Source organism: Pseudoxanthomonas composti (assembly GCF_004122095.1).
Taxonomy (GTDB): domain Bacteria; phylum Pseudomonadota; class Gammaproteobacteria; order Xanthomonadales; family Xanthomonadaceae; genus Pseudoxanthomonas_A; species Pseudoxanthomonas_A composti.
Window position 1 is genome coordinate 545649 of sequence record NZ_SAWZ01000001.1, and the last position, 24466, is coordinate 570114.

Sequence of the window (24466 nt, forward strand, 5' to 3'; positions counted from 1 at the left end):
ACGCGCAGCGCGTGCGTCAGAACTGGTAGATCACCCGCGCGCCGTAGGTCGGCTGCGCGCTTCCGAAACCGTCCGGCCGGTGGATCGGCCAACCGGCAAACGCATCCACGCTGGCCCCGTGCCAGCCGCCGCGCACGCCGACCGCCCCGCCCACCAGGCTGCGCCCGGGCAGGCCCTCGGCACTGCGGCCATCCACGCGCCCGGCATCCAGGCCCAGGTAGGGCGACAGGCGCCCACCGAGCAGGGTCAGGCTCAAGGTGTTGCGCCAGTACGCCCCCTTCTCCGCGCCCAGGGCGGCCTCGCCGTCGAATCCGCGCACGCTGTAGCGCCCGCCGATGGTGATGAACTCAGAGCCCAGCAGCAGTTCTCCTGCCGTTTGTGCGCGCAGATTGCTTTCCCAGGACAGCGCCGCCGGGCCCAGTCGCAGCGGCAGCGCCATCCCAAGGTCCAGGCTGGTCACGCCATAGCGAAAGCTGGGGAAGCCGACCTGCGGGTCGTAGCCGGTCCACTGCCCATCGAACCAGGGCGTGCCGCGGCGATGCGCCAATCGCGCATCGACCTGCATCGCGCCCAGGTAGTGTCGATGGGTCAGGTAGAACTCGGCGCTGGTGGTGTCGCGGCGCTGGATGGCGATCTCCACCCCGTCCAGATAGCTGCGCGCCCGCCGCCGGGCCAACGTCATCCCCAGGGCGGTCTTGTGCTTGCCACCGCGAGCGACGACCCGCTGCAGGTCCAGCTGGGTGCTGCTGGATTGGCCGCTGGAGCGGAAGCGCTGCTGGAAGCCCTGCACCTGCTGGTGGTAGCGGTAGGAGGAGGTGGACAGCGAGAAGGTCCACCAGCCCCAGGGCAGGCTGTAGCTGAGGCTGTTGCCGCGCGTGCCGCGCGCCTGGTCCTGGTCTGCCAGATCGTGGCTGTAGCCGATGCCGAACAGATCGTTCAAGCCCAGTGGGTTGTCCACCGACAGGTCCAGCCCCGATTGCACCCGCCCGGTGGCCTGGACGCCGGCATCGTCGGCGTTGAGCACGCCACGCCAGCGCCTGGCGTGCTGCAGGGTCACGATCAGGTCTGACTCGCCGGGCTCCTCACCAGGGGCAATGTCGATCTTCGCGTCCTGTGAGGCCAGCCGCTTGAACTGTTCCACCGCCTGCTCGATCGCCCGCAGATCCAGCAGGTCGCCCGGTCGGATCGGCAGCGCGCTGCGCCAGCTGCCGCCCGGGCGCTCGGACACCACGCGCACCGCGCGCAGGCGTCCTGGCATCAGTTCCAAGCGCAGCTCGCCACCGGACAGGTCCTGCTCGGGCACGCCGATGCGCGTGGTTACCAGGCCGCGGGCGAACAGTTGGTCCAGCGCGCGCCTGCGGATCAGAGCGATGCCCGCACGTCCGACGCACTGCCCCTCATAGCGACGCAGCGACTTCAGCAGCCAGCCGAAGCGGTCCCAGTCCGCGCCGCCACCGAACAGCCGCACGCGGGTGATCGGAAAGCACGGAGTTTCCTCAGGCAGCGCCCACGCGCCGCCGCCCTCGGCCGGAGCGGTCGGTGTTCCGGCGAAAGGCGCCTGACGGTCCTGCTGCTGGCGCTCGCTGATCTGCTCGGCCTGGCGCAGCTGCTCCTGCCGATCCAGCGGCGAGGACGATGTTTGTTGCGCCGAAGCGATGCCGGCCGCAGCCCAAAGGCACGCCGCCAAGATCCATGGCGCTGGACGAATCCCCATTGCTCCTGCCCCCTGCATGACCGCGACAGCGACGCGGTCAGTTCACATCCCTGCGACATCCATGTTTTCGCGTTCGCACCGTTGGCACGGTGCGGCAACGTCACAAGGCATGCCTGTCCTTGAAACCTCTTCGGCAGGAACTTTCGGCTTCTGAAGCCTGCAGCGCAGGGCATGTTTCATTTGCCCAGGTGGCTTCACGTTCCGAGCGTGAGGAAAATCACGCCCATCCCGGTGACTTGCGCCCGCACGTCGCGGTCGCAGCGAGCGGGCCGCCCGCGATGCCCGGCTCAGGGCCGGCGGTGCGCCCAGGCCTGGACGATCTCGGCGATCGCGCGCAGGCCGTCGGTCAGGGCCGCCGGGCCGGGCTGCAGGATCAGCGGGGATTTGATCTCGTGCAGCTGGCCATCGCGCACGGCCGGGATGGCCTGCCAGCCCGGCCGTGCGGCCACGCGCTCGGGGCGGAAGCGCTTGCCGCACCAGGAGCCCAGGATGATGTCCGGCGCGCGCGCGATCACCGGCGCGCCGTCGGCCAGGATGCGGCCGCGGGCCAGCGGCTGGCGCGACAGCTCGGGAAACACATCGATGCCGCCGGCGATCTCGATCAGCTCGGCCACCCACTGGATGCCGGTGATGATGGGCGTGTCCCACTCCTCGAAATACACCCTGGGCCGCTGCGGCAATGCCACGGCCTGCGCGGCCACCGCATCCAGCCCGCGTTGCAGGCGATCGGCATAGTCCAGGGCCTGCGCCGCCTCTCCGACCAGCGCGCCGAGCCGGCGGATGTAGTCGAGGATGCCGGCCACGCTGCGATGGTTGGAGATCCACACCTCCACGCCATGCCGGATCAGTGCGGCGGCGATATCGGCCTGGATGTCGGAGAAGCCGATCGCCAGATCCGGCTCAAGCGCGAGGATCGCCTCCACCTTGGCGCTGGTGAAGGCGCTGACCTTGGGCTTGTCCCTGCGCGCCTGCGGCGGGCGCACGGTGAACCCGCTGATGCCGACGATGCGCGCGGACTGGCCCAGCGCGTACAGCGTTTCGGTGGGCTCCTCGGTCAGGCAGACGATGCGGCGCGGACCGATCATGACGCGAGGGCCATGCGGAAATACACCACGCGCTCGGTTTCGGTAAAGCCGCAGCGCGCGTGGGCGGCGTGCGCATCGAGGTTGTCCAGCGCCGCGTCCGAAGCCAGCTCGCCGCAGCCCTGCGTGCGCGTCCACGCCATCACCGCCTGGACCAGCGCGCGCCCCACGCCGCGGCCGCGCGCGGACGGGCTGACGTACCAGGCTTCGAGAAAGCCCACCGGCGCCTCGTCGGTGCCGTTGACGTATTCGTGGCGCACGCTGGCCTCGGCAAAGCCCAGCAGCGCACCCTGCCCATCCACCGCCACCAGCGCGCAGGCCTGCTGCTTTGCCAGCAACGCGGTCGCTTCCTCCAAGGGCTGGTCGGCATCGGGCCATAGCGCCAACCGCAAGACGGCCCACGCCGGCACGTCATCGACCTGCGCGCCACGGATATGAAAGTCCAGGTCTGCGCTCATCGGCCCGCCCTCTCCCTGGTCGGCAGGGGAAACAGGGACTCGTCCACGAACACGGCCGGCACCTCCCATGGGTGATGCGCATGCACGCCTTCCCGCAACAGCCGCTGCAGGCGCTGCGCATCGCGCGGAATGGAAAACTCCAGGCGCACCGTGGGTGCCGCGCTCAGCTCGCCGGCCTTGCCCAAGGCCGGGCTGGCCGCCTGGTCCGGGCGGAACTGCTCCAGGCCAGGGGACGAGATCCACATCACCTCGCGGTAATCGCCCATGGCCAGATCGTCCACGGACAGGATGCCGGCCTTGAGCGCATCCATGTCGGCCGGCGGCACGAACACCGTGATGCGATAGACCGGAATCAACTGCAGCTCAGCTGGCATGTCCGCCTCCCTCGATCATGTTCCCCAGCGTGGTCCCGCGATGCCGGACCACGCCGCACGCATGCGCGCGCCGCGCTGCGCAGTGCTGGCCCGCGCACGCGCGCCAGCCGCACCTCGCCCAGGCCCTCAGGGATACAGCATGCGCTTGGACCACTGCCCGGCCGCATCGCGCTCGTAGCGCCAGCGCTCGTGCAGGCGGAACTGCGCGCCGTACCAGAACTCCATGGCATGCGGGACGATGCGCGTGCCGCTCCAGCCGTCCGGGCGCGGGACCTGGCGGCCTTCGAACTCGGCTTCCACCTGGGCGATGCGGTCCTCGAAATCGTCGCGCCCGTCCAGGGTCTGCGACTGCGCCGAGGCCCAGGCGCCGATCTGGCTCATGCGCGGACGGCTGGCGAAGTAGGCATCGGCTTCCTCGTCGCTCACGCGCTGGGCCAGGCCCTCGATCCGCACCTGCACGCCGGCCACGCGCAGGCTGCGCCACAGGAACAACAGCGCCGCCTGCGGATTGAGCTCCAGCTCCTGGCCCTTGCGACTGTCCAGGTGCGAATAGAACACGAAGCCGCGCGCGTCGTGCGCCTTGAGCAGGACGATGCGCGCCGAAGGCGCGCCGGCCGGCGTGGCGGTGGCCAGGGTCATCGCGGTGGGTTCCAGCTCCTGGCTGGACTGGGCTTCCTGCAACAGCGCGGAGAAGGTGGACAGCGCCTCGGCGTAGAGATCGGTCATGGCATGGCCAGCAGAAGGGACTGCGCTATTGTCGCCCGATGGCCCACTCACCGCATCCCGCGCCTGCCGGCTTTGCGCCGGACATCGTCGAGCAGGCGCTGCAGGCCGCGCTGGCGCTGCCGGCCGAGGTCCCGGTGATGGCCATCAGCGGCCTGCAGGGCAGCGGCAAGTCCACCCTGACCGAACAGGTCGCCGTGCTGGCCCGCGCCCGCGGCCATGCGGTGGCCGTGCTGTCCATCGACGATGTCTACCTGAGCCACGCCCAGCGCCAGGCGCTGGCGCGCCAGGTGCATCCGCTGCTGGCCACCCGCGGCCCGCCCGGCACCCACGATGTGCAGCAGGCCCTGGACGTGCTCGATGCCCTGGGCGCGGGCCGCCCGGTGGCATTGCCGCGCTTCGACAAGCTGGCCGACGACCCCTGCCCGCGCGAGTGCTGGCCGCGCGTGCAGGCGCCGGTGGATCTGGTGCTGATCGAGGGCTGGTTCCTCGGCACCTTGCCCGAAGCGCCGCAGGCCCTGGTCGCGCCGGTCAATGCCCTGGAGCGCGAGGAGGACCCCGACGGTCGCTGGCGGCGCTGGTGCAACCAGGCGCTGGCCGGCGCCTACCAGCAGTTGTGGGCGCGTTTTGATGCGCTGTTGTTCCTGCAGCCGCCGGGCTTTGAGATCGTGGCCGAATGGCGCTGGCAGCAGGAGCAGCACCTGCAGGCCAGCCAGCCCGGGCGTGGCGGCATGAACCGGGCCCAGGTGGCGCGCTTCGTGCAGCACTACGAGCGCGTCAGCCGCCAGGCGCTGCGCACGCTGCCGGCCGTGGCCATGCGCACGCTGACGCTGGATGCGCAGCGCCGCGTCATCGACATCGGCTGACGCGCCTGCGCAATGCATGCATCTGCAACCAGTTTCCCGGCCGCGAGGCGTTGCTTCCGTGCATTCCTGGCGCGTTTTCAGGCCCGCACCGACGCTGCGGTGATAGCATTCGCGGCGATGAATCCCGCGCCCAACCTGGTCCTGGTCGGCCCGATGGGTGCTGGCAAGACCGCCATCGGGCGCCGCATCGCTGAGCGCTTCAGCCTGCAGTTCGTGGACCTTGACCAGCGCATCGTCGAGGCTGCCGGCATCAGCATCCCCACCATCTTCGAGCACGCTGGCGAAGCGGGCTTCCGCCTGCGCGAGTGCGAGGCATTGGCCGACGCGCTGGCTGGCGAGGGGATGCTGATCTCCACCGGCGGCGGTGCGGTGCTGGATGCCGACAATCGTGCCTTGATGCAGGCGCGCGGCTTCGTGGTCTACCTGCAGGTCGGACTGGAATCGCAGCTGCGCCGCATCGGCCGGGACCGCAACCGGCCGCTGCTGCAGACCGACAATCCTAAGGAGACGCTGCGCCAGCTCTCGCGCATCCGCGAGCCGCTGTATCGACAGGTGGCCGACCTGATGCTCGACACCGATGGACTCAACCCCGGGCAGGCCACCGCCTCGCTCACCCTGAAACTGGCCCGTCAGTGGCAACGCAGCGAAGCGACCGCATGAATCCCCCCCGCACCCCTCCCAGGATCGTCCACGTCGGCGGCAGCGCGCCCTACGACATCCACATCGGCCACGGCCTGCTGGACGATGGCGCCGCGCTGGCCGCGCATGTGCGCGGGCGCCACGTGCTGCTGCTGAGCGATACCAACGTCGCCCCGCTGTATGCCGAGCGCGTCGCCGCGGCGCTGCAGGCGGCCAGGCCGGAGCTGAAGATCGGCCGCTTCGTCCTGCCCGCCGGTGAGGCGTCCAAGACCCTTGCCGGTTTCGGTGAGGCCATCACCGCGCTGGCCGAACTGGGCGCCACCCGCGATGCCTGCGTGTTCGCCCTGGGCGGCGGCGTGGTCGGGGACCTGGCCGGCTTCGCGGCGGCCTGCTGGATGCGCGGGGTGGACTGCGTGCAGCTGCCGACCACGCTGCTGTCGATGGTGGACTCCTCCGTGGGCGGCAAGACCGCGGTGGATCTCCCGCAGGGCAAGAACCTGGTCGGCGCCTTCCACCTGCCGCGCGCGGTGTTCGCCGACACCGGTGCGCTGACCAGCCTGCCGCTGCGCGAACTGCGCGCCGGGCTGGCCGAGGTCATCAAGTACGGCGCCATCCGCGATCCGTTGTTCATGGAGTGGCTGGGCGCCGAGCGCGAGGCTTTGCTGGCCGGCGATGCCCACGCCCTGGCCACGGCGATCGCGCGCAGCTGCGAGCACAAGGCCGAGATCGTCGAGCGCGACCCGCTGGAGAAAGGCGAGCGCGCCCTGCTCAACCTCGGCCACACCTTCGGCCATGCCATCGAGACCGAACAGGGCTATGGCGCGCCCGGCAGCGACAACCTCAACCATGGCGAGGCCGTGGCCGTGGGCATGGTGCTGGCCGCGCGCCTGTCCACGCAGCTGGGCCTGGCCCCGGCCAGCGACGCCGAGGCCCTGCAGGCCCTGCTCGCGCGCTACGGCCTGCCCACGCAGATCCCGGTGGGCCTGGCGCCGGAAGCCCTGTTGGCGCGCATGCGCCTGGACAAGAAGAACATCGCCGGCCGGCTGCGTCTGGTGCTGTGGCGGGGCATCGGCCAAGCGATGGTGGTGCCGGACGTGGACGAAGCGCAGGTGCTGCAGGTGCTGGCGGGAACGCCGTAAACCCTGGAGTTTGTCGAGCCCGTGGGGGCCCGGCCACGAACGCGCACGCAGCTGCGCGGCAAAGTTGCTTAGGCGCGGCGATCGACCGTCACACGCTGCCCGCTCGTTCGATCACCAGGATGCGCGCCGCGCCCTGCGGGTGGGCGACGTGCTCGGTGCCTTCCGGCGCATGGAAGACATCGCCGGCCTCCAGCAGCGCCGTGCGCTCGGCACCGTCCGCGCGCCAGTGCATCCGCACGCGTCCATCGAGCACGGCGAACACCTCCTGCCCATCGTTGACGTGCCAGACATAGGGCGCATCGGTCCAGTGCAGGCGTATGCCGACGCCGTCGATCAGCGCGATCGGCAAGGCCTCCCAGGCGCGCGCGGTGAAGTCGCGGCTGCGCACCACCATTGGCATCGGGCGGTTCATGCGGCCTGGCGTGCGCGCTGGTTGGACTGCACGATGTCATCCGGCTGCAGCGCCTGCCCGGCCTGCAGCGCGGCGATCCAGGCATCGGTGCTGGCCACGGCCGCGAAGTTGCTGTGGAAGACCACGCTGAAGACGCGGTGGATTTCCTCTGCGCTGGCCTGGCCGGCGGCGTTGGCATAAGGCAGCGCACCGCTGGCGTCGCCCAGCACTTCCACGCGCAGGCCGCGATGGAACGCCTCGAAGATGCTGGAGGCGTTGCAGTTATGGGTCATGTAGCCGACCACCGTCACGGTATCGATGTCGCGCGCGGCCAGCCACGCGGCCAGGTCGGTGCCGGCGAACACGCTGGGATGCGCCTTGAGGATGTGGTGATCGCGCGGGCGGGCCGCCACGTCCGGGTGCAGCGCCCAGGTGTCGCTGCCATCGGCGAACACCGGCGCGTCGGCGGCCATGGTGTGCTGGAACACCACCACCGGCACCCCCTGGGCATGGGCCGTGTCGATGGCGCGGAGAATATTGGGCAGCGAGGCGGACACCGGCGGATGGGCGATGCGCAGCTGTCCGGTGAAGTATTCGTTCTGGACGTCGATGACCAGCAGCGCGCGGCGGGGGACGGACATGGCGGGAGCCTTTCGTTGGAGTGGGCGGCCAGTCTGGGCGTCGGTCGTGGCATCGACGAGTGGCCCGATGAGCGACTTTCGATAGAATCGGGCCATGTCGCCGCATCGCATCGCCGTGGTCGCCTTCGACCGCATCAGCCCCTTCCATCTGTCCGTGCCGTGCCTGGTGTTCGAGTCGCGCCCGGAGCCGGACCTGCCCACCTTCGAGCTGCGCGTCTGCGCCGCCGAGCCGGGGCCGCTGCGCACCGATGCCGGCTTCAGCGTGCAACCTGCCCATGGACTGGAGGGGCTGGACGGGGCCGACACGGTGATCGTTCCTTCCTGGCGCGATCGGGACGAGCCGGCGCCACCGGTGCTGATCGAGGCACTGCGGCGGGCCCATGCCGGCGGCGCGCAGCTGGTGGGGCTGTGCCTGGGCACCTTCGTGCTGGCCGATGCCGGGCTGCTCGACGGCCGCCCGGCCACCACGCACTGGGCTGCGCTGGAGACCTTCGCCCGGCGCCATCCGCAGGTGCGGCTGCGCCCGGACGTGCTGTACGTGGATGACGGCGAGGTGCTGACCTCGGCCGGCACCGTGGCCGGCATCGACTGCTGCCTGCATCTGCTGCGCCGCCTGCATGGCGCCGAGGTCGCCAACCGCATCGCCCGGCGACTGGTGATCGCCCCGCATCGCCAGGGTGGACAGACCCAGTACATCGAGCAGCCGCTGCCGACCGATGGGGGCGACGAACGGCTGGCGCGGGTCGTGGAATGGGCCCTGACCCACCTGGACCAGCGGCTGGACGTGGACCTGCTGGCCGCACGCGCGTTGATGAGCCGGCGCACCTTCACGCGGCGGTTCCGGCAGTCGACCGGTGCCAGCCTCGGCGACTGGCTGGCGCACCAGCGCCTGGCGCGGGCGCAACGCCTGCTGGAGACCACCGACCTGGCGCTGGACCACGTCGCCGCCGCGGCCGGCTTCGCCAGCGCCATCTCGCTGCGCCAGCGCTTCGCCGCGACGCTGCGCACCTCGCCGTCGGCCTATCGACGCAGTTTCCGAGGTTGACGCGCGTGCCGGCGGCGCCGGGGCGCCACGGCGCGCGCGTGGATCAACCCACCTGGCCCAGGCGCGCGCGCAGGCGCTCGATCTGCGCCTGGCTCAGGCCAATCGTCCTGAGATAACCCTCGGCGCCACCGTACTGGCGCGACAGCGCTGCCAGGAACATCTGCATGTCCTGCGGCGCGGTGCCGGCCATGCCGGCCAGCTTGCGCCCCAGTTCGGGATGGGCCGTGAGCATGGCCTTTAGCTGGGCGTTCATCGCGCTGTCCCTGGGCTGGCCCTGCAGGTAATGCGCCGAGATGGCGTAGTCGTGCACGATCGCATCGTGCGGCACCCCGGCCAGGTCCAGCAGCAGTGCGGCGATCACGCCGGTGCGGTCCTTGCCGGCGGTGCAGTGGAACAGCACGGTGCCCTGCTCCTGCGCGGCCATGCGCGCGAACACCTGGCGGAACTGCGGCTGGTTGCCACCCAGCCACTGCACGTAAGCCTGGCCCAGCGAATCAGGGAAGCGGGTCACCAGCTGCTCCAGGTCCATCTTCTCGGTGCCCATCAGCGAGATGCGCTGGTAATCGAAGCGAGCATCGCCGGCCAGCAGATCCGGCGACTGCGCCTGCTCATCGGCGGTGCGCAGGTCGATGTCCACCCGTACGCCGGCCGCGGCCAGCGCGTCCCGGTCGGCAGCGGTCAGGCGGCCCAGGTCGGCGGTGCGCAGGAAAGCGTCGGCCGGGATCGGACCGTTCCGCCCCTGCAGGCCGGCGAAGCTGCGGACGTTCCAGGCGCCCTGCAGCGGCACCAGGCGCTGCGCATCGTCGGGCAGCGGCTGCACGTTGCCGGGCGCGCCCGCTGCGATCGGGGTGAACGGCGTCGCGGCGGGCGCGGCGGCGGAGACGGCCGGCTGCTGGCTCGCGCAACCGCACAGCACGACCAGGGCCAGGACAAGCGGTGAGTGGGAAGGCTTCATCTTTCGAACTCCGTTGGATCAGAAATGGACGGTCACGTCGAAACCGAACGTGCGCGGATCATTGAAGATGCCGCTCTGGCCGAGGGCGGCGCTGTTGAGCTTGTAGAACAGGTGCTGCTCGTCGAGCAGGTTGCGCGACCACAGCGAGAACTCCGCGGTCGTGCCGCCCTGGCCCATCGGCATGTCCACCAGCGCGATGCGCGCGTTGACCAAGGTGGAACTGTCGGTGAGCGTCTGGTCGTACTCGGAGGTGTAGAACCCATCGGACCAGTTGCCGTCCACATGGAATTTCAGCGCCGAGGCGTTGGCCAGCGGCACGAAGTAATCCACCGCCAGGCTGGTGGCGTTCTTCGGCGCCAGCAGGGGCTGCACCGTCACCTGCACGCCGGCACCGAAGGGGTCGACGGTGTGCAGGGCGTCTATGTCGGTGTAGGCATGGCTCAGGCGCAGGGTCAGGTTCTCCACCGGGATCAGGGTGAACTCCAGCTCGGCGCCCCGCGTTTCGACCTCGTCCAGGGCGTTGGTGGTCACCGCGGTGGTGCGGGTGACGCCGCTGTTGGGGTCGAAGGGCAGGTTGAAGTCCACCTGCTTGTGCGCCACGGTGGCATCGAACAGCGCCAGGTTCAGGCGCGCGCGGCTGTCCCAGAACTCCGACTTCAGGCCAAGCTCGTAGGCGGTGACTTCTTCCGGGTCGAAGGCGGTGTAGTTGGTGGAGCGCGAGTTGGCGCCGCCGGCCTTGAAGCCGGTGCTGTACTTGGCATAGACCATCGCCTGCGTGCCCAGATCGTAGGCGATGTTGACCATCGGGTCGAACCGGCTCCAGGCATCGTCGAAGCGCAACGCGGTGCTGGCGCCGTTGACGATGGACAGCTGGCCCCGCTTGTCGTCGCGGGTGAAGCGGCCGCCTGCGGTCACATGCAGGCGTTCGACCGAGGCAGGCGTCCAGGTCGCCTGCCCGAACACGCCCAGGCTGTCGGTCCAGGCCTTGCTGGCGCGGTCGATGCGCACGCTGCGCAGGTCCAGCGGATTGGTCGCCGGGTTGAGCGTGTAGCTGTTGCCGCCCGGCCCCCACAGCAGCATGTTCGGCGTCTGCGCGTTGTCGCCGGCGGTCTCGTGGTAGTAGAACGCGCCGGCCAGGTACTCCACCTGCGGGGTGTTGCCGATCAGCTGGAATTCCTGGCTGTACTGGTGCTGGTAGACCTGCGCCAGGCTGTAGCGCGCGAACGGCCTGCCCGCGCCGGAGTAGGTGGAGATCGCATCGATCAGGCCCATGTCGAACTGCCCCTGCTCCAGCTCCCGATAGGAACTGATCGACTTCAGCGTCAGGGCATCGGACAGGTCCCAGCTCACGTTGAGCAGGTGGCCGTCGGTGCGGCCCACGTTGGGCTGCTGCGGACCGCCGAGGATGGCGCTGTCCCGGCGCTCGGTCCTGGTGCCAGACACCTGCAGCGGGCTGGCGTAGGGGCCGGCCACCAGCAGCTGGGTGTGGTACGGCGTGGTGGCGTCATAGGCATTGTCGTAGGCGTAGAGCGCCGAGAAGGCCTGGCTGGGCTGCCACAGCGCGCTCAGCCGTCCGCCGCGCTTGGAGAAGGCATTGAAGTCCTCCTGGCCCGGCATCGGGTTGTCGGTGGTGCCGTCGCGCTTGGACTGCACCGCATCGAGCTTGAAGCTCACCTGCCCGAGCTTGGGCAGGTCCAGGTGAAGGCCGGTGTTGTAACCCCCGTAGTTGGAGACCCCCGCGGTGAGCCGCCCTTCGAGTTCACCGGTGGGCTGCCTGGTCACGATGCTGATCGCGCCGCCCTCGGTATTGCGGCCGAACAAGGTGCCCTGCGGGCCCTTGAGCACCTCGATGCGCTCCACGTCGTAGAGCATGGTGCCCAGGCCCTGCGCGCGCCCCAGGAACACGCCATCGACGTAGACGCCCACGCCGGCATCGCGCGCCGGCTGGTTGGCATCGCCGGCCGCGCCGATGCCACGGATGCCGATGTTCAGCGCCGAGCTGCGGGTTGCGAACGGCGTCACCCGCAGCGACGGGATCGCGCCGTCGGCCAGGTTGCCCAGGGAGATGACCTTGCGGTCCTGCAGGGCCTCGGCATCGGCGACCGATACCGAGATTGGGGTCTGCTGGAGGTTGGTGGCGCGCTTTTGCGCGGTGACCACGACCTGGTCCAGTTCGACCGCATCGCGGCTGTCGCTGGCGGCGGGCCCAGGCCCGCGGCTGGACGCGTCGTGCTGCTGGGCCATGGCCAGCGAAGGCAACAGGGAGGCAAGGGACAGCGCGAGCGCCTGCGGACGCAGGGCACGGGAAGCAGACATGGGAGGGTTCCGGCGTGGGTGGGTGGCGGACAGCGAGCGCAGTCTGTGCGGCCGCGATGACAAATGAATGACCGTTCATTCCATCCGCAATCGACTACCATCCCGGCCTTCGCGCCGCACCGCCCACACCGATCGATGGCTCCCCACAGCTCCGCCCCGCACGACCCCGATGCCGCGCCCAGCGCGCGCGCCGAAAGCCAGCGCGAACGCATCCTCGATGCTGCCCAGCGCTGCTTCATCGCCCGTGGCTTCCACGCCGCCACGGTCAGCGACATCGCCACCGAAGCCGGTATCAGCCAGGGGCTGATGTACCGCTATTTCGACAACAAGCGGGCCATGATCCTGGCGCTGATCGAGCGCCAGCTGCAATCGGACCAGCAGTCCATGCGCCGCAATCCGCTGTCGGCCGACATTGTCGAGAACCTGCTGGCGATCCACCAACTGTGGACACGCGGCGAATCGATCGCCGGCGTGGATGCGGCCATCGCCAGCGTGGCGCTGTACGCGGAGATCACCGCCGAGGCGCAGCGGGACCCGGTGGTGGCCGACGTGCTGCAGCGTCATGACCGCCTCACCACGCAGACGGTCTGCGACTGGCTGCGCCAGCACGACCTGGCGCGCGGTGCGGCCATCGACGAGGCCGGCCTGCAACGGCGAACCCTGCTGATGCGCACCGTGGTCGAGGGTCTGGCGATGCGCGCCGTGCGCGACCCGGATATCGCGCCGCAGACCGTGCGCGCCATGCTGGCCGGCGCCATGGCGCAGGTGCTGAACGACTGAGGCCTAGGCCTCGCGCGCCTTGCGCAGGCCTTGCCACGCGCTGCGGTAAACTCGCGGCCATGCGCGTTCTTCTCCAGCAACATCCCAGCGTGGGCCAGTCGCCCCGCTACCTGCAGCTGACCCTGCAGCCGGACCTGTTCGGCGGCTGGGAGCTGCTGCGCGAGGCCGGCCAGGTCGGTGGGCGCGGGCAGCTGCGGCGCGAGCAGTTCCTGGCCCAGGCCGAGGCCACGGCCGCCTTCGAGAAGCTGCGCGATGCCCATCTCAAGCGCGGGTTCCAGGTGATGTTCGTGCGCGGGTTCGACGCGCCGAGCGCCTAGCGCGTGATGCAGCCCGTCCTGGAAACGCCGCGCCTGTTGCTGCGCCCGTACCTGGCCACCGACGCGGCGCACGTGCAGCGCCTGGCCGGCGATGCGCGCGTGGCCGACACCACCGCCAACATTCCCCATCCTTACCCCGATGGCGCGGCACAGGCGTGGATCGCCGGGCTGGCGCCGGCCCTGGCCGCCGGCACGCGCGTGGCCTATGCGATCACCCTGCGCCAGGACGGCAGCCTGATCGGCACGGTCGACCTGCACGAGATCTCCGCCGGCCACGCGCGGGCGATGCTGGGTTACTGGATCGGCGTGCCCTACTGGGGCCAGGGCTATGCCACCGAAGCGGCCCGGCGCCTGATCGAGCACGGCCAGACCGCGCTTGGCCTGAGCCGCATCGGCGGCGCCTGCCTGGCCCGCAACCCGGCCTCGGCGCAGGTGATGGAAAAGCTCGGCCTGCGCCTGGAAGGTCGGCTGATCGCCCACGAATGCAAGCACGGGCTCTTCGAGGACCTGCTGCTGTACGGCCTGGTCCTGCCCGGCCGCGTGCCCCCGGTTTCACCCGCCTGACATCCCCCATCACAGAAGACCTGCCGTGTCCCTGCCTGCATTGAAGAACGACCGCCTGCTGCGCGCCCTGCGCCGCCAACCCACCGACCGCACCCCTGTGTGGCTGATGCGGCAGGCCGGCCGCTACCTGCCCGAGTACCGCGCCACCCGCGCCAAGGCCGGCAGCTTCCTGGGCATGGCCAAGAACCCGGAGATCGCCTGCGAGATCACCCTGCAGCCGCTGCGGCGCTTTCCGCTGGACGCGGCGATCCTGTTCTCGGACATCCTGACCATCCCCGATGCGATGGGGCTGGAGCTGTACTTCGTCGATGGCGAGGGCCCCAAGTTCCGCCACACCGTGCGCAGCGCCGCCGAGGCGGCCCAGCTTGCCGTGCCGGACATGGAGACCGAGCTGCGCTACGTGATGGACGCGGTGCGCCTGATCCGCCGCGAGCTGGACGGCAGCGTGCCGCTGATCGGCTTTTCCGGCAGCCCGTGGACGCTGGCCTGCTACATGGTCGAAGGCGGCGGCAGCAAGGACTTTGCCCGCATCAAGGCCATGGCGCTGAACGACCCGGACACCCTGCACGCCCTGCTGAAGGTCAACACCGATGCGGTGATCGCCTACCTGTCGGCGCAGCGCGCGGCCGGTGCGCAGGCCCTGCAGGTCTTCGACACCTGGGGCGGCGTGCTGAGCCCTGCGATGTACCGCGAGTTTTCCCTGCCCTACCTGCAGCGCATCGCCGCCGAACTGGACCGTGGGCAGGGCGAGCAACGCGCCCCGCTGATCCTGTTCGGCAAGGGCAATGCCGCGCACCTGGAGGCCCTGGCCGCCAGCGGCACCGACGCGGTCGGCGTGGACTGGCTGGTGGAACTGGGCCAGGCCCGCCTCCGCACCGGTGGCCAGGTGGCGCTGCAGGGCAACCTGGACCCGGCCGTGGTCTACGGCGCGCCCGAGGCGATCCGGCGCGAGGTCGGCGCGGTGCTGGACAGCTATGCCGAAGCCAACGGCGGCAGCCGCGACGGCCACGTGTTCAACCTTGGTCACGGCATGTCCCCGGACATGAATCCCGATCACGTCGCGGTCCTGGTCGAGGCGGTCCATGCGCTCAGCACGCAGCGCCAGCGCTGAGATCCGGCGCCGCCTCGGCCGCCGCCTGCGCTGGCGGCGTCACGGCGTGCGCGTCCTGCTGGGCACCAGCCTGCTGCTGTGCCTGGCCCAGGCCATGGCCGCGCAGACGCCGCCCAGCGCGCCGGTGCTGCAGCTGCAGGGGGAGGACTTCCCCGAGCTGGTGATGCGCCTGCCCGGCGGCGGCGCGGATACCGACGAAGCCAACCCCGAATGCGGGCGCATCCGCGCCCGTCGCCTGGATGAGCTGCCACCGGACTGGCGCGAGGTGGTCGAGCGCCTGCACCTGGACTGCGAGGCCGTGGACACGGAAGCGCCGCTGGAAGGCGGCATCGTCACCACCGCCACGGCCTTCCTCAAGCCCGGGCGCGTGCAGTTCCGCCGCCTGCCCGTGCGCGAGGTGCGCATGATGGATGCGGCGCAGTGGGGCGACCACCAGTACGTGCTGGACCTGCCCTACGACGGCATCAAGCAACGCCTGGCCCGCGACCTGCGCGGCAGCTGCCAGGCCCGGCGCGATGTCGGCGACATCCGCACCGTGGACTGCGAGGTCATCGAGCGGCCCGACGGGTTGTACCAGCAGCTGGACGAAATCACCGGCATCTGGGTCCATCCGGACCCGGACAATGCCGCCGCGACGATCTACGCCGAGGCCTGGTCGGACTGACGCCGCATCCAGGCCGCACGCATGGCCTTGAGCAGCAGCGCGCCGGTCAGCGGCTTGCGCAGGAAACCGTCGAAGCCGGCCTCCATCGCCAGCGACTCGGCCTCCACGTCCGCCCGCGCGGTCACCGCCAGCATCGGGGCGATGAAGCCCTGCGCGCGCAGCTGACGGGCCAGGCTCAGGCCATCCAGCCCAGGCAGGTCCAGGTCCAGCAGCGCGAACTGGTAGTGGTGCATGGCGACCTCGGTCATCGCGGCCAGCCCATGCACGGCGTGATCGACCTGGTGGCCGCGCGATTCCAGCAGGCCGCGGATGACGTCGGCCACGGTCGGGTCGTCCTCCACCAGCAGGATGCGGATGGTGAACTCCGGCGGCACGCGCATGGGGTCGACCTCCGCCAGCGCCAGCTCGCCGGAGCGGCCGGCCAGCGGCAGCTCCACCGTGAAGCGCGTGCCCTGTCCGAGCACGCTGTGGATCTGGATCTGCCCGCCCATGGCCACGGCCAGCTCATGGCAGATCGCCAGGCCCAGGCCGCTGCCGCCGTAGCGCGCGGCCGTGCGCGCGCCCTCGGCCTGCTCGAAGCGCTGGAAGATGCGCGCCTGCTGTTCCAGGCTCACCCCCGGCCCGGTGTCGGAGATCTCGAAGCGCACGCCTTCGGGCTGCAAGGCCGCCACCGACAGACCGATGCGCCCGTGCTCGGTGAACTTGACCGCGTTGAGCAGCAGGTTCAACAGGATCTGCCGCAACCGCGCCGGGTCCCCGCGCAGCACCTGCGGCACCTCCGCGGCGATCTGGCAATCGAAGGCCAGGCGCTTGCGCTCGGCCATCGGCCGCACCAGCACCGCTGCTTCCTCCACCAGCGCGCGCAGTTCGAAATCCTGCTGGTCCAGCGGTAGCTTGCCGGCCTCGATGCGGGCCAGGTCCAGCGCGTCGTTCACCAGCCGCAGCAGGTGCTTGCCCGCCGACTGGATCGCCGCCGCGTAACCGCGCTGGCGCGGATTCAACTCGGTCTCCAGCAGCAGCTCGCTCATGCCCAGCACGCCGGTCATCGGCGTGCGCACCTCGTGCCCCAGCGTGGCCAGAAAGCGCGTCTTGGCCAGCGAGGCCTGCTCGGCCACCTCGCGCTTGTGCTCGGCCAGCAGCCAGGCGGCCCTGCGCCGCAGGCGACGGCGATAGGCCCAGGCCGATCCCAGGATCAGCAGCAGGCCGCTGAGCAGCAGCAACGTCACGCCCCAGGCGCTGGCGTACCACGGCGGCGCCACGCTGAAGGACAGCGCCACCACCGAGGACACGTTGCCGGTCGCATCGATGCCCTGGATATCCAGCCGATAGTCGCCCGGCCGCAGCGAGGACAGCATCCGCGTGCCGCTGTTGCCCTGGTTGACCCACCCCGGGTCGAAACCGGACAGGCGCGTGCGGTACTGGTTGGCCAGCGGGTCGTCGTAGGCCAGCACCCGCGCATCGACCTGCAGCTCGCGGTCGTCCGGGCGCAGGCGGAAGCCGCCTTCCACCGGCAGGTCGATCCGGCGGCCTTCGCGCATCACCGTGATCTGCTCGACCTTCAACGGCGGCGAGCCGGCCAGCGGATCGTCCAGTGCGGTATCGAGCAGGGTGATCGAGCCATCGGTGAAGGCCCCGGCCAGGATGCCCTGTCCCAGGTCCAGCAGGCAGCGGTCGGTGAACTCCTGGCTGCGCATGCCGTCGCGCACGCCGAACAGGCGCACGTCGAAACTGCCGTCGACATGGTGCGGATTGATCCGGAACAGGCCGCGCCGGGTCGCCAGCCAGATGCGCCCCCGTGGATCCAGCTGCATGCCCACCGATTCGATCTCCGGCAGCTCCGCGCCCGGCGCCAGCGTGCGCGTCACCCGCCAGCCACCGCCGCTGCGCTCCCACAGTTGCAGCCCGCCGTCGCCGTGCAGCCACAGATGGTCGGCATCGGCGAAAGCGAAGGCCGAGCTCGCCCCGTTGCCCAGGCCGGGCTCCTCCTTGAAGTGGCCCGTGCTGTCATCCCAGCGCGCCATCTTGCCGTTGGAGATCCACACCCGGCCCTGGGGGTCGCTGGACATCTGGAACACCGACAGCGACATCTCCTCGGTTTCCGCCACCGTGCGCAGGATCCTGCCGCTGCGCGCGTCGCGCACCTGGATCTGGTGGCTGTGCGGCGAGCGCACCCACACCGTGCCATCGCCGGGCGCCAGCACCTGGGTGGCCACGTACTCGGTCGCCGCATCCACCTTGTCGCGCGGGGTCCAGTGGCGGAAGGCGCCGGTTTCCAGGTCGATGCGTACCAGCTCGGCGGGGTCCAGGGTGATCAGCCACAGGCCGCCCACGCCGTCCTCGGTGCCGTGGGCGATGCGCCCCCTGGCCAGCTGCGGGAAGGTCCAGGGCGTGGCCACCACGGTGCCGGTCCGCTGGTCCAGGTGCTCCAGCCTGCCCTCGCGGTCGAACTGCCACAGCCCGCGTTCGGCCTTGGCCCGGATCAGGTTGCAATGCACGCCGTCGGAGGTGTCCACCTGCGGCACGTAGGACGCCATGCGTTGCCAGTCCGAACGCAGGTAGGACAGGCCCAGCCCCAGCTGCGACAGCCACAGCCCGCCATTGGGCGCGCGCGCGAAGCCGCTCACCGTGCGGACCGGTGCACCCGCCTGCACCGGCACCGGCACCGGCGCATCCACGCCATGGGTGCGCCACAGCCCCTTGGGGCTGCCGATCCAGTAGCCGCCATCGTTGGCCGCGCCGATGTTCCACACCATGTTGGCGTGCGCGAACATCGCCGACCACGGCACGGTCTCCCACACCCCCTTGGCGCCCATGCGGAAGACGCCGTTGGAGGTGCCGGCCCACAGGTAGCCGCCGGCCTGGCTCAGCGAGAACACCAGGGGCTTGCCGTCCACCGGCAGCGGCGTGGCCACGAAGGTCTTGCCGTCGAAGTAGGCGATGCCGACATCGGTGCCGGCCCACAGCCGCCCGCTCAGGTCGAAGCCGACCACCATGGCGCGCGTGCTGGGCAGGCCGCCCTGGGTGTTCTCCTTGGTGTAGTGGTCGACCCCGCCATCGGCGCGCAGCCGCCACACGCCCTGGTCGGGGCCGGCGAACCACACCTCGCCCTTGCTGCCGGTGATGGAGTAGATGCTTTCCTCGGTGATCGGGCCCTTGCCGTCGTTGTAGAGCGAGTGGAACCTGCCGGTGGCCGTCTCCAGGTAGGCCACGCCCATGCTGTCCGGCGCCACGAACACCCGGCCGCGCTGGTCCGGATAGACCCACTGCAGATAGTTCGCCGGCAGCGAATCGGGGTTGCCCGGCTCATGACGCCAGACGCTGAAGTCCACGCCGTCGAAGCGTGCCAGGCCATCGATGGTGGCGACCCACACATAGCCATCGGCATCGGTGGCCACCGACAGCACCGAGTCCGAGGGCAGGCCGTCGGCCACGGTCAGCGTGCGGAAGCGCGGCATCTCCGGCACACGCTGGTGATTGTGACCGACCCCTGCCCAGGCCAGCGCCGGCAGCAGCCATGCCCACAGCAGCAGCCATGCCCGTCGCCGGCTGCCCGCGCCCCTGCTCCCCCCCATGATGCGTTTGGCTCCTGTCCGGCTCATGCCGCCACCGCGGGCATGATCCCACGCAAGCTGCGCGCGCGTGCCGCTTCGACCCACCGGCTCAAGCAGACGCCCCGCCGGCCGGCATGACCGCGGCGATGGCCTGCTCCAGCATCAGGCCGGTCAGCGGCTTGCGCAGGAAGCCGTTGAAGCCGGCCTCCATCGCCAGCGCCTCGGCATCGGCGTCGGCCCGCGCGGTCACCGCCAGCATCGGGGCGATGAACCCCTGCGAGCGCAGCTGCCGGGCCAGCGCCAGGCCATCCAGGCCCGGCAGGTCCAGGTCCAGCAGCGCCACCTCGTAGCGGTTAACCGCCACTTCCGTCAGCGCCGCCAGGCCGTGCACGGCATGATCCACGCGATGGCCGCGCGCCTCGAGCAGGCCGCGCACCACGTCGGCCACGGTCGGGTCGTCCTCCACCAGCAGCACCCGCAGCGCATGCGGCGCGCGGGTCGCCGGTGCTTCCGGCCTGGCCTCGACCGCGCCGCTGATCGCCGGCAGGGGCAGCGAGACGACAAAGCGCGTGCCCTGGCCGAGCACGCTGTGCACCTGAATCTGCCCGCCCATGGCCACGGCCAACTCATGGCAGATCGCCAGGCCCAGGCCGCTGCCGCCGTAGCGCGCGGCCGTACGCGCGCCCTCGGCCTGCTCGAAGCGCTGGAAGATGCGCGCCTGCTGTTCCAGGCTCACCCCCGGCCCGGTGTCGGAGATCTCGAAGCGCACGCCTTCGGGCTGCAAGGCCGCCACCGACAGACCGATGCGCCCGTGCTCGGTGAACTTGACCGCATTGAGCAGCAGGTTCAACAGGATCTGCCGCAGCCGCGCCGGGTCCCCGCGCAGCACCTGCGGCACCTCCGCGGCGATCTGGCAATCGAAGGCCAGGCGCTTGCGCTCAGCCATCGGCCGCACCAGCACCGCCGCTTCCTCCACCAGCGCGCGCAGTTCGAAATCCTGCTGGTCCAACGGCAGTTTGCCGGCCTCGATGCGGGCCAGGTCCAGCGCGTCGTTCACCAGCCGCAGCAGGTGCTTGCCCGCCGACTGGATGGCCGCCGCGTAGCCGCGCTGGCGCGGGTTCAACTCGGTCTCCAGCAGCAGCTCGCTCATGCCAAGCACGCCGGTCATCGGTGTGCGCACCTCGTGCCCCAGCGTGGCCAGAAAGCGCGTCTTGGCCAGCGAGGCCTGCTCGGCCACCTCGCGCTTGTGCACCGCGAGCTGCCAGGCCGCCTTGCGCCGCAGGCGCGCGTTGTAGGCCCAGGCGATCCACCACCCCAGCAGGGCCAGCAGGGCGATCTGCAGGGCCAGGCCCCAGTGGCTGGCATACCACGGCGGCTCCACGGTGAACTGCAGCGTGGTGATCTCCGAGGCATTGCCCTGCGAGTCCATGCCCTGCAGCTGCCAGCTGTAGCGGCCGGGCTTGAGCGAAGTCAGCACCCGGCTGCCGTTGCTGCCCTGGTTGACCCAGTCCGGGTCGAAGCCCACCAGCCGCGAGCGGTAGTGGTTGCCCGGCGGATCGTCGAAGGCCATCAGCCGCATGTCCGCCTGCAGCTCGCGGTCATCGGCACGCAGGATGAAGGACCGGGCGGTGCCCAGGTCGATGGACTCGCCATTGCGCACGAAGGACAGTGCGGCCAGCCGCAGCACCGGCGCGTAGGGCGGGGTGTCCTGCATGGCCATGTCCATCAGCACGGTGCGACCGTCCATGGTGGCGCCGGCGAGCACGTCGCGCTCCACCCGATGCAGGCACATCGGGATGAATTCCTGCGTGGTCAGCCCGTCGCGGGTCCCGAAGATGCGCACGCGGGCGCGCTGCTCGGCATTGGGGTCGATGCGGAACAGGCCGCGCAGCGAGCTCAGCCAGATGCGGCCGCGAGAATCGAGCACCATGCCCTGGCTTTCCAGGATCGGCAGGCCGTCCTCGCGGCCCAGGCTGCGTTGGCGCCGCCACTGGCCCTGGTCGCGTGCCCACAGCTCCAGCCCCTCGGCGCGATGCAGCCACAGGCGGCCATCGGGCAGGAACTGGAAGCTGTAGATGAGCGAGCCGGCCAGTTCCTGGATGGTCGCCAGCGCCTGCGCATCGGCGTCCCAGCGCAGCATGCCGGCCGAGCTGGCCACCCAGGGCACGCCGTCGGCGCCGAGGGAAAGCTGCCGGTAGTCGAGCATGCCGCCGGCGCCGGCGTCCGCCTCCAGGGTGCGCAGCAGCTTGCCGCTGCGCAGGTCGCGGACCTGCAGGCTGCGGGTGGAGCTGGTCCACAAGGTCTGGCCGAACTCCAGCATGCCTTCGATGGCGCCACTGGCGCCCAGGCCGTCCGGGCCGCGCCCGGACCACTCGCGCAATGCGCCGGTTTCCAGGTCGATCTGCAGCAGCGCGGGCGCACGCGTGGCCAGCCAGAGCTTGCCGTGATGGTCCTCCAGCGCCGTGGTCGGCCGGACTTGCTGCAGCCTGGGCGAGCGCCAGGCCGTGGCGGTCACGCGCCCGCTCTGGGTATTACGCGAGGTCAGGTGGCCGTCCTGCTCCACCTGCCACAGCCGCTGCTCGCGTCCGGGCAGCAGCGGGCAGTACAGGCCATCGACATCGCCAGGGCTGCGGAAGATCGCAAGACGCCGCCAGTCCGCGCGCAGATAGCCCAGGCCGCGCCCGAACACCGCCGCCCACAAGCCGCCGTTGGACGTGCGCACCATGCTCAGCACATTGGCTTTGTCGAAGAACCGCAGTTCGCCGTCTTCTACCGGCGTGGGCGCCTGCGCCCCGCTCTGGTGCCACAGGCCGAGCTGGCTGCCGATCCACAGGCCATCGGCATCGTCGCCGACGATGGTCCAGGGCTTGTTGCCCTCGGCGAACATCGGCGCCCAGTTGGGCTGGCGCCAGCCGCCGCCGGCATCGCGGATGTGCACGCCTGCATCGCTTCCAACGTACAGGCTGCCTTGGACTTCACTGATGGACATCACCGCCGGCTGTCGCGGCCGGTCCAGCAAGGGGACGTTGCGGAAGGTGCGGCCGTCGTAGGAGGACAGCCCGCCATGGGTGCCGACCCACAGCACGCCGTACTGATCGGTGCGCACCACATACACCTGGTCGTCGGCAATGCCGCCCCGGGTGGAGATCTTGTTGAACGGCGTCATCCGCCCGTCCGGGGAAAGCCGGATCAAGCCGGCGCCGAAGGCCGCCATCCAGATGTCCTCGCCCTGCTGGGCGATGGCGTAGACATCGGTCTTCAGCAGCGGATGGTCCTGCGGCCGGTAATGGCGGAACCCGCGTCGGCGCTTGTCCAGCACGCTGATTCCGCCGCCTTCGCTGGCCACCCAGATGTTGTCGTCGCGGTCCACGAACAGGGCCTGGATCGCGTTGCCACCCAGCGAATCCGGATCGGTCGGGTCGTAATGCCAGGAGTCGTAGCTGACACCGTCGTAGCGGTGCAGGCCGTCATAGGTCCCCAGCCACAGGTAGCCCTCCCGATCCAGCGCCAGGGCGCTGATCGAGGTCGAGGGCAGCCCGTCGGCGATGGTGGTCTGCCGGAAGCGCGGCAGCTCGGGAATGCCGGCCACGGCCACCAGTGGCAGCCACAGCAGTGCCAGCCACCACGTTCGCCAGCCTCGACCCCGCTTGCCCATGCGTCCCTGTGCCCCACCGCGCGATCCTTCGCGCATGCTCGCAACGGACCGTTGCGGGTGCAAGTTGCCACCCGTTACCGGGACTCTGTCTAGAATCGCCCTCATGTCCATTCCGCACCGCCCAGCTGCACGCCTTGCCGGCCTCGCCCTGGCCGCGCTGCTTTGCGCCCCCGCCGCGCCGGCATCGGCCCAGGCCGCCAGTTACCGCCTGGACCCGGTGCATACCCGCGTGCTGGTCGCCATCTCCCACGCCGGATTCTCCGATGCGCTGGGCACGGTCTCCGGCAGCCAGGGCACCCTGTCCTTCGATCCGGACGACTGGCGCAGCGCGCAGGTGGACATCACCGTGCCGCTGGCGCGCATCGATTTCGGCGATGCGGACTGGAACAAGGCCGTGCAGGCCGGCAACCTGCTCGACGTCAAGGACCATCCGCAAGCCCGCTTCGTCTCCAGCAGGATCGAGCCGGTCGACGCCACCCACTTCATTGCCCATGGCGCCCTGACCCTGCATGGGGTCACCCGGGAAGTCGCCCTGGACGTGCGCTTCAACCAGCTCAAGCGACATCCGCTGCCGCCGTTCCGGCGCACGGCCGGCTTTTCCGCCACCACCACGCTGAGCCGGGCGGCCTTCGGCATCGACGCTTGGAAATCGGTGATCGGCGATACGGTGACGCTGCGGATCCAGGCCGAAGCCACGCGCAGCGGCAAGGCCGACCTGGACACGCCGGATGCGGCCTCCGAACCCGTCGAAGCGCCCGAGGCAGACGCAGCCGCAGCCGCGGCAGAGTCCGCCGCGCAGGCAGCCGCCGATGCCGCAGCCGAGACGGCCGAGACGGCCGAGCCCGCGGCTTCACCCGATCCTGCCCCCCACCCACCAAAGCCCACCCCATGACCCTGAAGAACACGCCCGACCGCTGGGGCGCCGTGAGTCAATCGCTGCACTGGCTGATCGTCCTGCTGATCTTCAGCCTGTGCGTGGTCGGCCTGCTGATGGACGAGCTGCCGCGCACGCCGAAGTACTTCTGGGTCTACACCGCGCACAAGTCGGCCGGCATCACCGTGCTGGCGCTGGTCATCGTCCGCCTGGCCTGGCGCCTGCTGGCCGGGGCGCCCAGGCCGGTCCCCAACACGCCCGGCTGGCAGCATGCCATCGCCAGCATCACCCATGTGCTGCTGTACGCGGTCATGCTGGGCATGCCGCTGTCGGGCTGGCTGTACGACTCGGCCAGCGGCCTGCGGCCGTTCAAGTTCTTCGGGCTGTTCGACATGCCCAAGCTGACCGCACCGGACGATGGCCTGCGCCACCTCTCCCACACCGCGCACGAGTGGGGCCTGTACGTGATCATCGTGCTGGTGCTGATGCACGCCGGCGCGGCGCTTTATCACCATCTCGTGCTGCGCGATGCCACCCTGGCACGCATGCTGCCGCGCGGTTGGCTGCGCCTGCCCGCCTCCCAATCCCCGGCCAAGGAGTCCTGAGT

The 24466-nt window shown here is 70.5% G+C and carries 21 protein-coding genes and 1 pseudogene; 11 read left to right on the forward strand and 11 right to left on the reverse strand.

Annotation, left to right across the window (positions count from 1 at the left end; translation table 11 throughout):
* Positions 1 to 16: 16 nt before the first annotated feature.
* The 5 genes from EPA99_RS02260 to pdxH all read right to left on the reverse strand — a co-directional run bounded on the left by EPA99_RS02260 (position 17) and on the right by pdxH (position 4354).
* Positions 17 to 1714: a ShlB/FhaC/HecB family hemolysin secretion/activation protein gene (locus tag EPA99_RS02260; protein WP_129469553.1), complete on the reverse strand. Its 1698-nt coding sequence runs from the start codon at positions 1712 to 1714 to the stop codon at positions 17 to 19.
* Between the two features lie 287 nt (positions 1715 to 2001).
* Complete coding sequence (locus tag EPA99_RS02265; RefSeq protein WP_129469767.1) at positions 2002 to 2796, reverse strand: cobalamin-binding protein; 795 nt, start codon at positions 2794 to 2796, stop codon at positions 2002 to 2004.
* Positions 2796 to 3254: an aminoglycoside 6'-N-acetyltransferase gene (aac(6'), locus tag EPA99_RS02270; RefSeq protein ID WP_129469554.1), complete on the reverse strand. Its 459-nt coding sequence runs from the start codon at positions 3252 to 3254 to the stop codon at positions 2796 to 2798. The genes EPA99_RS02265 and aac(6') overlap by 1 nt, the downstream gene beginning before the upstream one ends.
* A complete protein-coding gene (locus EPA99_RS02275) occupies positions 3251 to 3628 on the reverse strand; it encodes a YqfO family protein (RefSeq protein WP_241688226.1) in 378 nt (125 codons plus the stop codon). The genes aac(6') and EPA99_RS02275 overlap by 4 nt, the downstream gene beginning before the upstream one ends.
* A gap of 126 nt (positions 3629 to 3754) precedes the next feature.
* Positions 3755 to 4354 carry a pyridoxamine 5'-phosphate oxidase gene (gene pdxH, locus EPA99_RS02280; RefSeq protein ID WP_129469555.1) on the reverse strand — a complete coding sequence of 200 codons (600 nt, stop codon included), beginning with the start codon at positions 4352 to 4354 and terminating at the stop codon, positions 3755 to 3757.
* Between the two features lie 38 nt (positions 4355 to 4392).
* On the opposite strand from pdxH, the gene EPA99_RS02285 reads away from it, so the two are divergent.
* The 3 genes from EPA99_RS02285 (at position 4393) to aroB (ending at position 6995) form a co-directional block, all read left to right on the forward strand.
* Entirely contained in the window at positions 4393 to 5217 is an 825-nt protein-coding gene (locus EPA99_RS02285) for a kinase (RefSeq protein ID WP_129469556.1), read from the forward strand.
* Between the two features lie 117 nt (positions 5218 to 5334).
* A complete protein-coding gene (locus EPA99_RS02290; RefSeq protein WP_129469557.1) occupies positions 5335 to 5877 on the forward strand; it encodes a shikimate kinase in 543 nt (180 codons plus the stop codon).
* The gene (gene aroB / locus EPA99_RS02295; RefSeq protein WP_129469558.1) at positions 5874 to 6995 is read left to right on the forward strand and encodes a 3-dehydroquinate synthase; all 1122 of its coding nucleotides are present in this window, start codon (positions 5874 to 5876) and stop codon (positions 6993 to 6995) included. The genes EPA99_RS02290 and aroB overlap by 4 nt, the downstream gene beginning before the upstream one ends.
* An 88-nt stretch (positions 6996 to 7083) precedes the next feature.
* Here the strand turns inward: aroB and EPA99_RS02300 are convergent, their stop codons facing one another.
* A complete protein-coding gene (locus EPA99_RS02300; protein ID WP_241688227.1) occupies positions 7084 to 7407 on the reverse strand; it encodes a cupin domain-containing protein in 324 nt (107 codons plus the stop codon).
* Complete coding sequence (locus EPA99_RS02305; protein WP_129469559.1) at positions 7404 to 8027, reverse strand: cysteine hydrolase family protein; 624 nt, start codon at positions 8025 to 8027, stop codon at positions 7404 to 7406. The genes EPA99_RS02300 and EPA99_RS02305 overlap by 4 nt, the downstream gene beginning before the upstream one ends.
* A gap of 94 nt (positions 8028 to 8121) precedes the next feature.
* Between EPA99_RS02305 and EPA99_RS02310 the strand changes: the two genes are divergently transcribed.
* The gene (locus EPA99_RS02310; RefSeq protein WP_129469560.1) at positions 8122 to 9072 is read left to right on the forward strand and encodes a helix-turn-helix domain-containing protein; all 951 of its coding nucleotides are present in this window, start codon (positions 8122 to 8124) and stop codon (positions 9070 to 9072) included.
* A 43-nt stretch (positions 9073 to 9115) separates the two neighbouring features.
* On the opposite strand, the gene EPA99_RS02315 is transcribed toward EPA99_RS02310, so the two are convergent.
* Together EPA99_RS02315 and EPA99_RS02320 are read right to left on the reverse strand one after the other, a co-directional pair.
* Entirely contained in the window at positions 9116 to 10027 is a 912-nt protein-coding gene (locus EPA99_RS02315) for a tyrosine-protein phosphatase (protein ID WP_129469561.1), read from the reverse strand.
* 18 nt (positions 10028 to 10045) lie between these two features.
* Positions 10046 to 12343, reverse strand: a complete 2298-nt coding sequence (locus EPA99_RS02320) for a TonB-dependent receptor (RefSeq protein WP_129469562.1) — start codon at positions 12341 to 12343, stop codon at positions 10046 to 10048.
* 135 nt (positions 12344 to 12478) lie between these two features.
* Here EPA99_RS02320 and EPA99_RS02325 point away from each other — a divergent pair, with 135 nt between their 5' ends.
* Genes EPA99_RS02325 through EPA99_RS02345 form a run of 5 tightly spaced genes read left to right on the forward strand, consistent with a single transcriptional unit; the run spans position 12479 to position 15779 of the window.
* Complete coding sequence (locus tag EPA99_RS02325) at positions 12479 to 13123, forward strand: TetR/AcrR family transcriptional regulator (RefSeq protein ID WP_129469563.1); 645 nt, start codon at positions 12479 to 12481, stop codon at positions 13121 to 13123.
* Positions 13124 to 13182: 59 nt separating this feature from the next.
* The gene (locus EPA99_RS02330; RefSeq protein WP_129469564.1) at positions 13183 to 13440 is read left to right on the forward strand and encodes a WGR domain-containing protein; all 258 of its coding nucleotides are present in this window, start codon (positions 13183 to 13185) and stop codon (positions 13438 to 13440) included.
* A gap of 6 nt (positions 13441 to 13446) precedes the next feature.
* Complete coding sequence (locus EPA99_RS02335) at positions 13447 to 14004, forward strand: GNAT family N-acetyltransferase (protein ID WP_129469770.1); 558 nt, start codon at positions 13447 to 13449, stop codon at positions 14002 to 14004.
* Positions 14005 to 14035: 31 nt separating this feature from the next.
* Complete coding sequence (hemE, locus tag EPA99_RS02340) at positions 14036 to 15115, forward strand: uroporphyrinogen decarboxylase (protein WP_206733679.1); 1080 nt, start codon at positions 14036 to 14038, stop codon at positions 15113 to 15115.
* The gene (locus EPA99_RS02345) at positions 15087 to 15779 is read left to right on the forward strand and encodes a hypothetical protein (protein ID WP_129469566.1); all 693 of its coding nucleotides are present in this window, start codon (positions 15087 to 15089) and stop codon (positions 15777 to 15779) included. Before hemE ends, EPA99_RS02345 begins: the two co-directional genes overlap by 29 nt.
* Here EPA99_RS02345 and EPA99_RS02350 read toward each other — a convergent pair.
* Together EPA99_RS02350 and EPA99_RS02355 are read right to left on the reverse strand one after the other, a co-directional pair.
* Entirely contained in the window at positions 15755 to 19351 is a 3597-nt protein-coding gene (locus EPA99_RS02350; protein WP_164978530.1) for a sensor histidine kinase, read from the reverse strand. The genes EPA99_RS02345 and EPA99_RS02350 overlap by 25 nt on opposite strands.
* A gap of 88 nt (positions 19352 to 19439) precedes the next feature.
* Positions 19440 to 23021 carry a hybrid sensor histidine kinase/response regulator gene (locus tag EPA99_RS02355; RefSeq protein ID WP_241688228.1) on the reverse strand — a complete coding sequence of 1194 codons (3582 nt, stop codon included), beginning with the start codon at positions 23019 to 23021 and terminating at the stop codon, positions 19440 to 19442.
* Between the two features lie 67 nt (positions 23022 to 23088).
* Between EPA99_RS02355 and EPA99_RS02360 the strand changes: the two are divergent.
* Both EPA99_RS02360 and EPA99_RS02365 read left to right on the forward strand, forming a co-directional pair.
* Positions 23089 to 23775 (forward strand): annotated as a pseudogene (locus EPA99_RS02360) (YceI family protein); the annotation flags it as partial.
* A 98-nt stretch (positions 23776 to 23873) separates the two neighbouring features.
* Positions 23874 to 24464 carry a cytochrome b gene (locus EPA99_RS02365; protein WP_129469569.1) on the forward strand — a complete coding sequence of 197 codons (591 nt, stop codon included), beginning with the start codon at positions 23874 to 23876 and terminating at the stop codon, positions 24462 to 24464.
* Positions 24465 to 24466: the final 2 nt, after the last annotated feature.

Bases quoted from the DNA above. Each gene is read 5' to 3' on its own strand.
- EPA99_RS02365 (WP_129469569.1), top strand. From the start codon at position 23,874: ATGACCCTGAAGAACACGCCCGACCGCTGGGGCGCCGTGAGTCAATCG.
- EPA99_RS02310 (WP_129469560.1), top strand. From the start codon at position 8,122: ATGTCGCCGCATCGCATCGCCGTGGTCGCCTTCGACCGCATCAGCCCC.
- EPA99_RS02320 (WP_129469562.1), bottom strand. From the start codon at position 12,343: ATGTCTGCTTCCCGTGCCCTGCGTCCGCAGGCGCTCGCGCTGTCCCTT.
- EPA99_RS02285 (WP_129469556.1), top strand. From the start codon at position 4,393: ATGGCCCACTCACCGCATCCCGCGCCTGCCGGCTTTGCGCCGGACATC.
- aroB (WP_129469558.1), top strand. From the start codon at position 5,874: ATGAATCCCCCCCGCACCCCTCCCAGGATCGTCCACGTCGGCGGCAGC.
- EPA99_RS02330 (WP_129469564.1), top strand. From the start codon at position 13,183: ATGCGCGTTCTTCTCCAGCAACATCCCAGCGTGGGCCAGTCGCCCCGC.
- EPA99_RS02275 (WP_241688226.1), bottom strand. From the start codon at position 3,628: ATGCCAGCTGAGCTGCAGTTGATTCCGGTCTATCGCATCACGGTGTTC.
- EPA99_RS02305 (WP_129469559.1), bottom strand. From the start codon at position 8,027: ATGTCCGTCCCCCGCCGCGCGCTGCTGGTCATCGACGTCCAGAACGAA.
- pdxH (WP_129469555.1), bottom strand. From the start codon at position 4,354: ATGACCGATCTCTACGCCGAGGCGCTGTCCACCTTCTCCGCGCTGTTG.
- EPA99_RS02355 (WP_241688228.1), bottom strand. From the start codon at position 23,021: ATGCGCGAAGGATCGCGCGGTGGGGCACAGGGACGCATGGGCAAGCGG.
- EPA99_RS02350 (WP_164978530.1), bottom strand. From the start codon at position 19,351: ATGGGGGGGAGCAGGGGCGCGGGCAGCCGGCGACGGGCATGGCTGCTG.
- EPA99_RS02290 (WP_129469557.1), top strand. From the start codon at position 5,335: ATGAATCCCGCGCCCAACCTGGTCCTGGTCGGCCCGATGGGTGCTGGC.
- EPA99_RS02335 (WP_129469770.1), top strand. From the start codon at position 13,447: ATGCAGCCCGTCCTGGAAACGCCGCGCCTGTTGCTGCGCCCGTACCTG.
- EPA99_RS02325 (WP_129469563.1), top strand. From the start codon at position 12,479: ATGGCTCCCCACAGCTCCGCCCCGCACGACCCCGATGCCGCGCCCAGC.
- EPA99_RS02260 (WP_129469553.1), bottom strand. From the start codon at position 1,714: ATGGGGATTCGTCCAGCGCCATGGATCTTGGCGGCGTGCCTTTGGGCT.
- EPA99_RS02345 (WP_129469566.1), top strand. From the start codon at position 15,087: ATGCGCTCAGCACGCAGCGCCAGCGCTGAGATCCGGCGCCGCCTCGGC.
- EPA99_RS02315 (WP_129469561.1), bottom strand. From the start codon at position 10,027: ATGAAGCCTTCCCACTCACCGCTTGTCCTGGCCCTGGTCGTGCTGTGC.
- EPA99_RS02300 (WP_241688227.1), bottom strand. From the start codon at position 7,407: ATGAACCGCCCGATGCCAATGGTGGTGCGCAGCCGCGACTTCACCGCG.